Here is a 15,653-nt window from a genome sequence, read left to right as displayed (position 1 = left end):
CTTCAAACTATCCTCTCTGTACTGCATCTGGCAACATTGCGTTGACCAAAGCTTGGAAGAGATAACTATGATCAAAGCTAAATTAAAATTCCGACTGCATAAAACAGCTATCATCTTGATTTGCATTGCTTTATTAGTATTTCTAATGCAGGGTGTTTCTTATTTTAGCCGTTCTCACCAACAAGCCCAGATGGATCAATTTGAGGAATTGGCAAAAACCTTGGCAAAACAAGTCGCATTCAGCTTATCTGATTATATGGAGAGTGGCAGCAAAGATCTTAATAATGAGCGGATACTGGCTAATTTGCATCATCTAACGACAAACAGCCGCATACTTGATGCCAGTGTTTATCTTAACAATGGAACACAGGTTGCCCATAGTGGAGAGAACGTCTCGGTGCGGGATCGTCTATCTTTGGATGGTAAAAAAGCGGGCAGCTACTTTAACTACCAGATAGTCGTCCCCATCCCAGGAAAAGATGAGCCCAAAGGTTTTCTGCGCCTGACATTAGATACCCACAAATTGGCAACCGAGTCCAAGCAGGTGGATAACACGACTAACTTACTCCGGATCATGATTTTACTCGCTTTAGCAATTGGTTTTATTCTGGCACATAACCTATTGCAATTAACGCCAAGTCGATGGCAACAATCGCCTTATTTACTGACAGCCAACAGTAAATCAAGCGCAAATGAAGAAGAAGAGAAATAAGATGAAAATTTCTTACTAAATCATTTTGATATTTAAACTAATAGAGGCGGTTATTTCTACCATCCCATTATCTCAGTCACTTCGTAGATAGAATTAGGGCATGGCTCGGAACATTTAATTGTTGCTAGAGCCTCCTTTGCCAAGAAATTTCATAGCCGAATAAACACGCTGTAACTAATAAAAAATCATCAATCTTAACTGAAAGAAACAAGCTCTCCCATTATTTAATAACCAAAGTAATAGTTTATTTTGTTACTTTAACTTCAATTACACAATAATATTCTTAGTGACATATATCACATATTTACCAATATTTAGAATTAAATTAGAGCATCTGGCAACGCCCACATAACCAATTAATTAATAAAGTATTTTTTATTATCGCTCATTTTATAAAAAATCATATCCAATTGTTTTTATTGATAATTTATAACAATCCATATTTCTCAATTATAGCATTAAGTAATATCTACATATTGATTATTAAGTCAAATTCATGACTAATAGCGCCCCAAAAATTATATGAAGCGCGCGGGATGCCAAAGAATAATGAAAAAAAAGATTATTATTTTTACTAGTTTTCTTATTGTTACTACCGATGTTAAAGCCGCCGAAATTTCAGATCAGCAACTCATTCATCAACAAGAACGACAGAAAGCACTGGAAGCTCAATTAACACCACCACCGGCGGATATTCGTCTGTCTGTTCCTGAAACAGCAGTACCTTCTAAATTTCCTGACGATACGCCCTGCTTTCCTATTACGCATGTTGTTCTTGAAGGCACGGAACATTTTCCTCACTGGTTACCTTTAAAACGTTTAGCCCAACAGGGAGAAAACCAATGTCTGGGCACCCAGGGGATTAATATATTAATGACTCGGATACAAAACCGGTTAATTAATCATGGCTATGTCACTAGCAGAGTATTAGCTCCCAGTCAGGATCTTAATTCCAAGACATTAAAACTCATGATCATACCGGGCAAAATTGGGCATATTCGCTATACCGCTGAAAGTGGCAATTATATTCAACGGATAACCACATTTCCTCCCCGCGAAGGAGAGCTGCTTGACTTACGGGATATTGAGCAGGGATTAGAAAATTTACAACGTTTTCCTACCGTTCAAGCTGACATGGAAATTGTACCAAATGAACAGTTAGGAGAAAGCGATATCGTGCTGAACTGGCGTCAGTCAAGACATTGGCGACTAGCTAGCTATCTGGACGATTCGGGTTCTAAAACTACCGGGCGTTACCAAGGCGGATTAACTTTATATCTGGATAATCCTCTTGCGTTGAGTGATCTATTTTATATCTCCGGTGGACGCGATATTCACTCTCCTTCTGGTCGCAGCAGCAAAAACTACACCATCCACTACTCCCTACCAGTGGGATACTGGATGGCAGGCATCACTGCCAGTAATTACGATTACAACCAAACAGTAGCCAGGCCAAATAAAGACGACAAATACAGTGGCGAAAGCAAAAACCTGAATGTCCAACTCAGCCGGATCTTGCATCGTAACGCCAGTCAAAAAACCTCAGTTAACGGCGAAATTTATCGTCGCACATCCAAAAGTTTCATTAATGACCTGGCAATCGGCGTACAGCACCGGGAAACGGCTGGCTGGAAATTGGGATTATCTCATCGTCACTATATCGGTAGTGCGACCTTGGATACCGGAGTGACCTACCAACAGGGAACACGCTGGTTTGGAGCTCAGCCCGCACCAGAAGAGGTCCGTGGTGAAGCCACTGCCTTACTTAAAACAACCCAGTTTTCCGCGGCACTTTCGGCACCATTTACCCTATTTTCTCAGCCATTCATCTACAAAACCCAGTACCTGCGCCAAATAAGCGCCAGAACGTTGACGCCACAGGATCAATTTTCAATTGGCAACCGCTGGACCGTACGCGGATTTGACGGCGAACGCACGCTAAATGGAGATCATGGTTGGTACAGCCGTAACGAACTGGAATGGCAAACGCCACTGAATGGTCAATCCCTATATATGGGCGTGGATTATGGCGAAATCGGTGGGCCGGGAAATGAGCAACGCCTGGGAAAACACCTAGCGGGCGGCGTTCTAGGCTATCGCGGCACTCTTAAAGGCGTGAGCTATGACCTGTTTGCCGGTATCCCGCTATCCAAACCGGATGGCTTTCAAACCTCATCAGTCACAACTGGATTCAGTTTGTACTGGCAGTACTAACTCAAAATAACAACGCAGCCAAAATTATCGCAGATAAAAAGTGTTAGTGGAGAAAAACAATGAACAAGCATCTGTATCGTATTATCTTTAACAAAGCCCGGAACATGTTGATGGTCGTGGCCGATATTGCAACTTCCGGGCAAGGTAGTACGGTACGCCGCCGCAGTCGTCGGCAATTACCACAATGCCTTTGCCGGTTAACAGCGTTACGACTGAGTTTGTTATTGGCAACCGGCTGCATCTCCCTAACAGCGCAGGCCAATATTGTGGCCGACGGACAAGCACCGGGTAATCAGCAACCGACTATCCTGAACAGTGCAAACGGTACGCCACAAATCGATATTCAGACCCCTAACGCCGCGGGTATCTCGCGTAATACCTACAGCCAATTTGATATCGATAAACGAGGCGTCATCCTTAACAACAGTCACAATGCTGTCCAAACTCAACTAGGCGGTATGGTGGCAGGAAATCCGTGGCTTGCCAAAGCGGAAGCCAAAATCATTCTCAATGAAGTGAACAGCATTAACGCCAGTAAACTTAATGGCTGGATAGAAGTCGCCGGACAAAAAGCCGACGTTATTATTGCCAACCCGGCGGGCATCACCTGCAACGGTTGTGGATTCATTAACGCCCATCGCGCAACACTCACCACAGGACAGGCCATGATGGAAAAAGGCCGACTGAAAGGCTTTGATATTGAGCGGGGAGAAGTGCGCATTGAAGAGCTGGGAATAGACAGTTCACAACAAAATTATACCGAAATTATTGCCCGCTCGGTGGTAATCAACGGCAAACTGCACGCGAAAGACCTAAAAATCACAACCGGACGTAATATCGTTGATGCTGCTCACCAGAACATTAAGAAAAAATCTACTGACGGCAGCAAGAATCCATCATTTACGCTGGACGTAGCCGCACTCGGTGGCATGTACGCCAATAAAATCGTGCTGGTGGGTACCGAATTTGGTGTAGGGGTACGTAACGTCGGCCACATCGGAGCAATCGCCGGTGAAGTCCGCCTCACGGTTGATGGACGGATTGAGAATAGTGGCACAATTGCCGCGCGAAGTCATACCACAATCAAAGCGGAGTCGATACAGAGTGCCAAAGGCAGTATTCTGGCCGCCGGAATTGATGATAAAGGGAAAGCCACGCTGCCCGGATCGCTGACATTGACCGCCAAACAGCAAATTCAGGCCAATGGACAAAACCTGGCGACCAATACTCTGGAAGCACAGAGTAAAAAGATTGATCTCAGCGGCAGCCAAACTTCTGCCAACAACATTCAACTCACTGCCAGTCAGCAAGAGATTAGCACCGCCAACGCTACAGTCACCGCGGACCGCTTTACAGCTAAAGCACCAGGCCAATTTAACAATGACGGCGGCACACTGGTAGCACGAAAAATCAACTTAACGACTCCAGACTTATCCAACAAGCAGGGGAAAATTAATCAAACCGGCAACGAAGAGCTGGTATTGAATACACAAACAGTGAATAACCACAGCGGGACCATTCTCAATGAGGGGAAACGACTGACTCTCACCACAAGAAATCTGGACAACAGTCATGGAAAAATCGCCAATAACGGGAATGATCTGAACCTAATCGTCCACGAGAAAGCGGACAACACGGAAGGAGGGACAATTCAACTCGCCGGCAAAGGTAAACTGTCACTCAACACCCATCAGTGGATAGGTGACGGAGGCAAACTGCTCTCCAATGGTGAACTGGAGATACAAGCCCACAACCTGCAACTGAACAAAAAAGCAGTCACTACCGCCGACAAAATTACAATAAAAGCAGATATATTAAGCCATCAAAGTGGAGTAATGCAGCAACAGAGTAAGGACAAAATGTCCCTTACTGCCAAGACGCTGAATAACCAAAATGGCGAGATTCAAAGTAATGGCAACCTGAAAATCGATGCCACTACCTTAGATAACAGCAAAGGCAAAATCGCTGCAACCGGTGGCAGCACAGAACTGATCATTGGGAAAAACATTGAAAACGTTGACGGACGAATCGAAGCCAAAACGACGCTCACCACAAAAAGTCAGGCGTTGAATAACCATCAAGGATCATTACTGGCTCAACAGATAGACAGCCAAACCAAAGGGCATAAATTCACCAACACCGCGGGACAAGTTATTGCCCAAGAAAAACTCACCCTAAACAGCGGTGAACTGGATAACACGTCTGGTTTGTTACAATCTGGCAATGACATGATAGTCAATACTCATGGACAGAAACTGACTAACACTAAAGACACTAAAAATGGTGACGAAAAAGAGATCAAAAAAGGCACCATATTAAGCACTGGCAATCTGGAACTCCGTACAGGGGATATCAACAACACCGCCGGCATCATCTCTGCTAAAGGAAAAACCACCCTTAACGCCGGTCACGTTGACAATACCGACGGCCAACTCTTATCACAACAGATGGCGGAACTGACCACACAGGCATTAAATAACACTCGTGGACAGATCCAATCAGAGTCAAGCCTGTTGCTGGATACCCAAAACCAAGCCCTGACCAATACCGACAGTGGCAAAACTGGCGGTATTATTGCCAAAGACTCATTACGTATTTCCAGCGGTAAACTGACTAATGACTCGGGCGTTATCCTTGGTCATGGCATTCACATCAACACCCATGAACAACGGCTAAGCAACCAAAAAGGCACCATAGAGAGCAAGAAAAATCTGCAACTTGACAGTGGAGAACTCGACAGTACCAGTGGACAAATAAAATCTGATGGCAACATGACATTAGACACCCACGGGAAAAAGCTCACCACCGCAAAAAGCAGCGACACTAGTGGCGTGACCAGTAAGGGAACACTCACCTTAAAGACAGGCGAGATAGACAACCACGATGGCACCATCACTGGAACAGGGACGACAACGATAACGGGTGGAGAACTCCACAACCAACGAGGAAAACTTGTCAGCCAAACCAGCTCCCTGACATTAACGGTAAACAACACTGACAACAGCGGTGGACTACTGCAATCTGCGGGTGATCTGACACTGGATACGCAAGGTGGGCTGCTAACCAGCACCAACAGCGGCAAAGACCGGGGCATAATCAGCATAGGCAACATGAAGCTGACGACCCAAGGCGTTAACAATGATGCGGGCCTAATCCATGCGGGTAAGAACCTGACCCTTGACGGGCAGAAGGGAACCATAACCAACCGCAACAGCCAGCCTCATCAGGGTATCCGTAGCTCAGGAGACTTGACGCTGACTGCAAGTGCTATTGATAACCATCAAGGATCTGTAGAAGCTGATAAACAACTCACCGTGACATCCGGGACCGTTGACAATACCGGTGGCCTGTTGAAATCCAGCACAACCCTGTCGCTCAACACCCAAGGCCAGAAACTGATTAACACACAGAGCGGAGAAAAACGCGGTATCCGCAGCGGCAGTGATCTGATACTGGACGCCGGTGAAATTGATAACACCGCTGGCGTGATAGATTCACAAGGTGAAACCACGCTAACCAGCCAAAACCTCAACAATACCAGCGGTAAAATCCTCTCACGGAAAAAAGCCGATCTGACAACACAAACGGTCAACAACCAAAGTGGACAGATACAATCCGCAACCCGTTTGAAATTAGATACACAACAGCATGAACTCACTAACACCGATAGCGGTAAAAATGGCGGAATCATCGCGGAAGAGGCCTTGGAACTGACTACCGGTAAACTGATCAATGACCGCGGATCTATCCGTGGCGGTGAAACCCACATTAACACCCATCAGCAAGCGCTAAACAATGTGGCTGGCACCATAACCAGTAAGAAAAATCTAAAACTCGATAGCGGAGAACTCAACAGTACTGGCGGAAGAATAGAGTCTACCGGTGATATGACGCTGGACACGCACGGAGAAAAACTGACCACTGCCAAAAGTGGTGATACCGGTGGCGTTATCAGTACAGGAACATTGATGCTGACTACTGGCGAGATCGACAACCAAGATGGTTTTATCAAAGGTAGAGGAACAACCACCGTTACTGGCGGTGAGCTGAAAAACCAAGGCGGGACCCTCGCCAGTGAAACCAGCACACTCACATTGACCGTGAAAAAAACCGACAACAGCGGCGGCCTGTTGAAATCCGCGGGTGATCTGACACTCGATACACAAGGTGAGCTACTGACTAACCTCAACAGTGGCAAAACCGGGGGCATAATCGGTGCAGGCAATGTCAAGCTGACGGCTCAAGGCATCAATAATGAAGCTGGCTGGATCCATGCGGATAAAAACCTGACTCTAGATGGGCAACAAGGCAAAATAACCAACCGCAACAGCCAACCTATACAGGGGATCTCAAGCCTGGGAGAGTTGACAATAACCGCGGGCACCATTGATAACCAACAGGGAAGAGTTATCGCCGATAAGCAGCTCAACGTGACATCAACAGGCACCGTTGATAATACAAACGGTAAAATGCTCAGCCAGAATCAACAACTGGAACTGAATACCGGCGAACTGAATAACGCCGGTGGTCTGTTGCAATCCAACACCACCCTTTCTCTTAACACCCACGGCCAGAAGCTGATTAACACTCAAAGCGGGGATGACCTCGGCATACTCAGCGGCAGTGACCTGACTCTGGAAGCCGGTGAAATTGATAACACCGCTGGCAAGATAGATTCACAAGGCAAAACCACGCTGACTAGCCAAAACCTCAACAATACCGACGGTAAAATCCTCTCGAAAGGAAAAGCCGATCTGACAACACAAGCATTCAACAACCAACGTGGGCTGATACAATCCGCAACCCGTCTGAGATTAGATACACAACAGCATGAACTGACCAGCACTGGCGGCAATATCGTTGCGGAAGACGCTTTGGAACTGACTACCGGTAAACTGATCAATGACCACGGCGATATTCGTGGTAACGAAACCCGCATTAACACTCACCAGCAAGCACTAAACAACGTGGCTGGCACCATATTCAGTAAGAAAAACCTACAGCTCGACAGTGGAGAACTTAACAGTACTGGCGGGAGAATAGAGTCTACCGGCGATATAACGCTGGACACGCACGGAAAAAAACTAACCACCGCCAAAAGCGGCAAAACCGGTGGCGTTATCAGTAAAGGAACATTAACACTAACCACTGGCGAGATCGACAACCAAGACGGTGTGATTATCGGTAGAGGAACAACAACCGTTACCGGTGGTGAACTGAAAAACCAAGGCGGAACTCTCGCCAGTGAAACCAGCACACTCACATTGACCGTGAAAAAAACCGATAACAGCAACGGCCTGTTACAATCCGAGGGTGATCTGACACTCGATACACAAGGTGAGCTACTGACTAACCTCAACAGTGGTAAGACCGGGGGCATAATCGGTACAGGCAATGTCAAGCTGACCGCTCAAGGCATCAATAATGAAGCGGGTCTGATTCGTGCGGATAAAAACCTGACTCTAGATGGGCAACAAGGCAAAATCACCAACCGCAACAGCCAACCTGAACAGGGGCTCTCAAGCAAGGGAGAGTTGACAATAACCGCGGACACCATCGATAACCAACAGGGAAGAATTATCTCTGATAAGCGACTCAACGTGACATCAACAGGCACCGTTGATAATACAAGCGGTAAAATGGTCAGTCAGCATCAACAACTGGAACTCAATACCGGCGAACTGAATAACGCCGGTGGTCTGTTGCAATCCCACACAACTCTTTCACTCAACACTCACGGCCAGAAGCTGATTAACACTCAAAGCGGAGATAAACACGGCATACTCAGCGGCAGTGACCTGACACTGGAAGCCGGTGAAATTGATAACACCGCCGGCAAGATAGATTCACAAGGCGAAACCACGCTAACCAGCCAAAACCTCAACAACACCGACGGTAAAATCATCTCGCGGAAAAAAGCCGAGCTGACAACACAAGCGGTTAACAACCAACATGGGCTGATACAATCCTCAGCCAGTCTGAAACTAGATACCCAACAGCAGAAACTGACGAATACCGATAGCGGAGAGCTGAACGGAATCCTCGCACTGGATGGCTTAAAACTGATTACAGGTGAACTCATCAATGATCTCGGATATATCCGTAGCGATGAAACACATATTGATACGCATAAACAGACATTAAGCAATCTGGCTGGCACCATATTTAGCAATAAAAATCTGCGGCTCAACAGCGGGAAGCTCGACAGCACCAGCGGGCTGATAAAGTCTGATGGCAACATGACGCTAGATACTCACGGAGAGAAACTGACCAACGCCAAAAGCGGTAAGACCAAAGGCGTTATCAGTAAAGGAACGATGACACTGACCACCGGTGAAATCGACAATCAGGATGGTGCAATCATCGGTACAGGAGCCACAACAGTTACCGGCGGTGAACTGAAAAACCAAGGCGGAACACTCATCAGCGAAAAAGATGCGCTGACATTATCGGTGAACCAAACTGACAATAGCGGTGGCTTGTTGCAATCCGCAGGTAAGCTGACTCTCAATACACACGGCCATTCCCTGACTAATAAAAACAGTGGTGATCGGGGCGGTATCCTCAGCCAGGACGACATGTTAATTACCAGCGGTGATTTACATAATCAGGCCGGCATGATTACTAGTCGTAAAATCACAACCCTGAACACTGCCGCCATGAATAATACTCAGGGCACTATTGCTGGTACTCAACAGATAAAACTCACTACCCAAGCATTCAATAACCAACAAGGCAATGTCCATTCTGATGGCAACCTGAACCTCAACACTCAAGGCCAACGCCTGGATAACACCGGCGACAAAGATAAATCAGGCGAATTCTCTGCTCGGGGCGATTTAACACTGGATATCGGAGAATTAAACAACGACTCTAGCTTTATCGCCGCGGATGGCAAAACTAAGATTACCAGTACAACCCTCACCAATAAAAAAGGACTGATTGCTGGTAACAGTGGACTGGACATTCATAGCCAGACGCTTACCAACAGCAATGGCTCATTGAAGTCAGCAAAAACCGTCAATATTGACACAAACGGGCAGCGACTGGACAACCAGCATGGCCGTATTATTGGCGATGACAACACTACCGTGACCAGTGGCAAACTGAATAACCAACACGGACACATTCAGGGCAAAAAACTCACCATCAACACCGGACAAGCCGATACGGATAACCAAGACGGTAAGCTGTTGTCAACAGACACCATGAGCCTGAATACCCTACAGCTCGACAACCGCCGCGGGCAGGTCAACGCCGTAGGTGACACGACGATTGACGCGCAAAAACAAACGAACAACACTGGCGGTTTGATCCACAGTAACCAACAACTGACACTCAAAACAGCAGAATTCATTAACCGGGAGACTAATCACCCTGACCAGGGTACCGAAGCCCAAGACCTGATAATTGAAGCTCAACAGGTGGATAACACCCAAGGAGCATTACGGGGAGTCAACCGCCTGCAAGCCATCATTAACCAGTCGCTGAAAAACGAACAAGGACTAGTATCCAGTGGAAAACAACTCACCATCGAAGATAAAGCCCAGAAACTGACGGTGAATAACCAGCAGGGCACACTGATCGGAAGTGAAAAGGTCAATATTAAAGCCAATGCCTTGAGCGGTGATGGTCAGACCTTATCGCAGGGCGATATGGAAGTGAAATTAAAACAGGACTTCCACAACACTGGTAACATCGCCGCCGACGGTAAGCTGTCTCTGGAAACCGACGGCAACATTATCAATGACAGCACAATTAAAGCCGGGCAAACATTGCATCTGGGAGCCCAAAACCTCACCAATACCCAGACTGCGGAAATCAGTGCCAAGCAAACCGAAGTCAACGTTCGCAACACACTGACCAACACCGGGCTCATTGACGGCGAACTGACCCATCTCACCACCAAAGTACTGGACAACACCGGAACCGGACGTATTTACGGTGACCAAATAGCCCTCAAGACTGGCACTCTCAATAACACAGCGAAAGATGGCAAAGCCGCTGTCATTGCCGCCCGAGACCAATTAGATATCGGTACCGGAACCCTCAACAACAGTGACCATGCCCTGATTTACAGCGTGGGTGACATGCGCATTGGTGGACAACTGGATGAGAACCTGACTGCTACCAGTCTGGCCGGGATGCTCGACAACGACGCGGCAACCATTGAGGCCGGAGGTAACCTAAGGATTGATGCCGCTATTATCAAAAATACCAACAAAGGTCTGGTCACCCAGATCGTTGAAACAGAAAAATCTCAACATCATGAAGCGGTACTCAGTGGTCACACTACCCGCTATGACTGGTCACAGGTGGACACCTCCTATCGAAACAGATATGGCATACGCGATGCCATTATGCCGGACGGTAGCAGAGATAATGAATTTTACGAGTATCAGTATACCCGTACCGTTACAGAGACCCAGATAAAAGAGAATAACCCAGGTAAAATTCTGGCCGGCGGTAATATGACCATCAATAGCACGATGCTGACCAATAACGACAGTCAGATCATAGCGGGTGGAATACTAGGGGGTGATATTGACGAATTGCACAATAACGCCACTAAAGGCGAACGTATCACCGCAGATGAAGGCAGTGAAATCCGCTGGTACCCTAAAAAGAAAAAACGTCGACTGAGAAAGAGTAAAAGATCCCAAGGAAAAGACTGGAGTGATTATCGCCCGGCACCGATAATCGAAACCATTGACCTGAAAGCCCTAGCCTGGCAGGGCAACACTCGTCCAAATTCTACCGACATAACAATAGGTGACAGGCAGACAAGCCGTGTTCAAAGTGCGCCAACCGGGATTAATCTGACCCCAAGAATGGCGGAAGCCGGTGAAGTTACGTTTACAAATGCCACTATCAACGCCATCACACTACCGAACAGGGACATACCGACTGATCGCCCATTACTTTCACCTACAGGCCAACAGACTGAGCAGATATTATCGTCCGGTACAGTGGCGCTACCAAACAGAGACGCACTGACTGAACACCCAATACTTTCTCCTACGGGCCAACAGACTGAGCAGGTATTATCGTCCGGTGCAGTGGCACTACCAAACAGAGATGCACTCACTGAACACCCAGTACTTCCACCCGCTCAACAAACTGAACGGGTACTCCCCCCTGTGACGGTCACTCTACCCAATAGTGGTACATTAGATGATCGCCCGCTGGTGTTACCAACAGGCCAACAATTTGAACTAACGCTACCGTCTGATAACGTTAAAGGCCAAAGCGTCGACCCCCTTATCCGTATCGTTGCTCCAGATACCCGCCTGCCGAACAACAGCCTGTTTGTCGTACAACCGGGCAGTGACAGCCATTATTTGGTAGAGACCGACCCTAAATTCACCCAATACAAAAAGTGGCTAGGCACGGATTACATGCAACAACAGTTAACCCACGACCCGGTACTGGCACACAAACGCCTGGGCGATGGGTTCTACGAACAGCGCTTGGTGCGTGATCAAATCACCCAACTGACCGGGCAGCGTTATCTGGCGGGCCACAACAACGATGAAACTCAGTTCAAAGCGCTCATGGAAGCCGGCGTTGCCTTTAGCAAGCGGCAACAACTTACCCCCGGCATCGCCCTGAGCCCATCGCAGATGGCACTGCTCACTTCAGACATTATCTGGCTAACCAACCGGACTGTGACCCTGCCAAACGGCACAACACAGGTGGTCACCGTGCCACAGGTCTACGCTCGCGTGAATAAAGGCGACTTGACCGGTGACGGCGCCCTGCTCTCCGGTAAAAACGTGACAATCAATAGCCGAGGAGATATCACCAACAGTGGTGCCATCAGCGGACGTGAAATCACCAAACTGACAGCCAGCAATCTGACCAACAGCGGCTTTATCCAAAGCGGTAAAGTGGATTTAACCGCCCGGCAGGACATCACCAACCTCGGCGGACAAATTCGGGGCCGCGACCACGTTTCTGCACTGGCAAACCGGGATATCACCAGTGCCTCTACCCTGCGCGGAGAAGGTGCTGACCGCTGGCTGGATCGACCTGCGGGCATTTATGTCCAAAATGACAACGGCACCTTATCGCTGAAAGCCCTCAACAACATCCGTCTCACGGCCAGTGAAGTAAATAACGCGGGCAAAGACGGCCAGACAGAGATAACGGCAGGCCTCGACCTGACTCTGGACACCCTGCGCACTCATCGCACAGAAAACAGTGACTGGGGAAGCGACAACTATCGCCATCTGACACAGGAGCGCGACACGGGCAGCCAGATAACCACCGCTGGTAACCTAGCCCTGCGAGCGGGCAATAACCTCAATGCTACTGCGGCTAACGTGAGCGCCGGTCAACAACTTACCGCTCAGGCCGGAAACAACATCACCCTGGATGCCGGTACCGCTTCATCAGACCTGGTAGAACACAGCAAACAGACCAGTAAAGGCTTACTCTCCAAATCCTCCGTCGAAACCCACGATGAGGTGCACGAACGCCGGGCACAGAGCACTACGCTCAGCGGCGACAGCGTAACTGTACAGGCCGGGAATGACCTCAACATCATCGGCAGCAACGTAGCCGGCACTCAGGATGTTAATCTGGCCGCAGGCAATCAGCTCACCATCACCACCGCTGATGAAGCCCGTCATGAAACGCACTTCAAACAAGAGAAAAAATCCGGTCTGATGGGGACCGGCGGTATCGGCTTCTCCGTCGGCAAAGCCAGCCAAAAATCCACTACCGATATCGACAGTAACCTCAACAAAGGCAGCACGGTAGGCAGCAGCCAGGGCAGTGTAACATTCAGCGCCGGAAAACAGCTCAACATTCACGGCAGTGATGTAGTAGCGGGCCGCGATACGCAACTTTCCGGCCAAAACATTAACATCACCAGTGCGGAAAACAGTCATACCGCTGTCACCAAAACCGAACAGAAACAAAGCGGCCTGACCGTGGCGCTGTCCGGCACCGCGGGCGGGGCCCTGAATTCCGCTGTTCAAACGGTTCAAGCCGCCAACAATGAAAGTGACAGCCGAATCAAAGCTTTACAAGGCACCAAAGCCGCTCTTAGCGGAGTACAGGCAGTCCAGGCAGCCCGACTGGCCGACGCTAAAGGCGGTGACGACAAAGCCAATAACAATCTGGTTGGCGTCAACCTCTCCTACGGCAGCCAGTCCTCCCGGTCAGAGCAGAAACAGCACCAGACCACTCAACAGGGCAGCAGCCTGATGACCGGGGATAATCTCACCCTCACCGCTTCCGGTACTCCAGACCAGAACGGCGATATCCGTATTCAGGGCGGCCAGTTGCAGGCGGGCAAAGACCTGCAACTCAATGCCAGCCGGGATATCCAGCTCTCATCCAGCCAGAACACCGAACAGACCACCGGCAAAAACAGCAGTCGCGGCAGCTCACTGGGCGTCGGTTTCACTGCCGGACCGGGAGGCACGGGTATCAATCTCTCCGCCAGTGTTAACCACGGCAAAGGCCGTGAAAGCGGTAACGGCGTCAGCCATAATGAAACTACACTGGATGCGGGGCAAACCGTCACCCTCAACGCCGGCCGGGATGCGACGCTCAAAGGCGCTCAGGTCAGTGGCGAACAAATTACCGCCGACGTCAAACGCCACCTGACACTCAGTAGCGAGCAGGACAGCAACCGCTACGATATGAAGCAGCAGAATGTCAGTGCCGGCATCAGTGCCACTGTCGGTCCACAACCGAGCGGTTCATTGAACCTCAGCGCCAGCCGCGACAAAATCCACAGCAACTTTGACTCCGTACAGGAACAAACCGGACTGTTTGCCGGTAAAGGCGGCTATCAAGTAAAAGTGGGGGAACATACTCAGCTTGACGGCGCAGTCATTGCCAGTACCGCAGACAAAGACAAAAACACCCTCGATACCGGCACTCTGGGCTTTGGCGATATCAAAAACAAAGCGGATTTTAAAACCGAACACCATAGCGTGAGTATCAGCACGGGCGGTTCAGCCGGCGGCATGTTCCTCAGTAATTTGGCAGCCAATACCCTGGGCGGCGCTAACCGGGAAGGCCACGCTCAAAGCACCACTCACGCCGCGGTCAGTGACGGTACCCTGATTATCCGGGATAAAGACAACCAGCAACAGGATATCACCACCCTGAGCCGGGATACCGACCATGCCAACAATGCTCTCAGCCCTATCTTTGACAAAGAGAAAGANAGCACCACTCACGCCGCGGTCAGTGACGGTACCCTGATTATCCGGGATAAAGACAACCAGCAACAGGATATCACCACCCTGAGCCGGGATACCGACCATGCCAACAATGCCCTCAGCCCTATCTTTGACAAAGAGAAAGAACAGCAACGGCTGAAACAGGCTCAACTGATTGGCGAAATCAGTGCGCAGGTGATTGATATCGCCAGTACCGAAGGGGCAATTATCGCCACCAAAGCAGCCCACGCCAAACTGGAGAACATCAGTGACCCGGATAGAGAAGCGGCCATAAAAGTACTGAAGGATAAAGGTAAAACTGACATCACCCCGGAACAAATTAAAGACCAGATTTACAAGACCGCCTATAACCAGGCATTGAATGAATCTGGCCTGGGCACCGGTGGGAAATACCACACTGCTTTACAGGCGGCTACCGCGGCCATTCAGGGACTCGCGGGCGGAAATATGGGTCAGGCACTGGCGGGCGGCGCTTCCCCTTACCTGGCCGGGGTGATTAAAGACCTGACTACCGACCCGAAAAC

Annotated in this window: 2 protein-coding genes and 2 pseudogenes; all 4 read left to right on the top strand. The window is 48.9% G+C overall.

Annotated features, from left to right (window positions below):
* Positions 1 to 67 precede the first annotated feature (67 nt).
* Entirely contained in the window at positions 68 to 712 is a 645-nt protein-coding gene (locus CKY02_RS18580) for a YtjB family periplasmic protein (protein WP_112876412.1), read from the top strand.
* 549 nt (positions 713 to 1,261) lie between these two features.
* Positions 1,262 to 2,926 (top strand): ShlB/FhaC/HecB family hemolysin secretion/activation protein, encoded by a 1,665-nt coding sequence (locus CKY02_RS18575; protein WP_167405335.1) that lies wholly within the window; start codon positions 1,262 to 1,264, stop codon positions 2,924 to 2,926.
* 59 nt (positions 2,927 to 2,985) lie between these two features.
* Positions 2,986 to 11,421: pseudogene (locus CKY02_RS26565) on the top strand (two-partner secretion domain-containing protein); the annotation flags it as partial.
* Positions 11,422 to 12,141: 720 nt separating this feature from the next.
* A pseudogene (locus CKY02_RS26900) lies at positions 12,142 to 15,653 on the top strand (hemagglutinin repeat-containing protein); the annotation flags it as partial.

Source organism: Photorhabdus bodei, assembly GCF_003287735.1.
Taxonomy (GTDB): Bacteria; Pseudomonadota; Gammaproteobacteria; order Enterobacterales; family Enterobacteriaceae; genus Photorhabdus; species Photorhabdus kayaii.
The sequence above is the reverse complement of the archived record's forward strand: the minus strand, read 5'-3'. Positions and strand labels throughout refer to the sequence as shown.

Excerpts from the sequence above, each read along its gene's own strand:
- CKY02_RS18575 (WP_167405335.1), top strand. The coding sequence starts at position 1,262 with ATGAAAAAAAAGATTATTATTTTTACTAGTTTTCTTATTGTTACTACC.
- CKY02_RS18580 (WP_112876412.1), top strand. The coding sequence starts at position 68 with ATGATCAAAGCTAAATTAAAATTCCGACTGCATAAAACAGCTATCATC.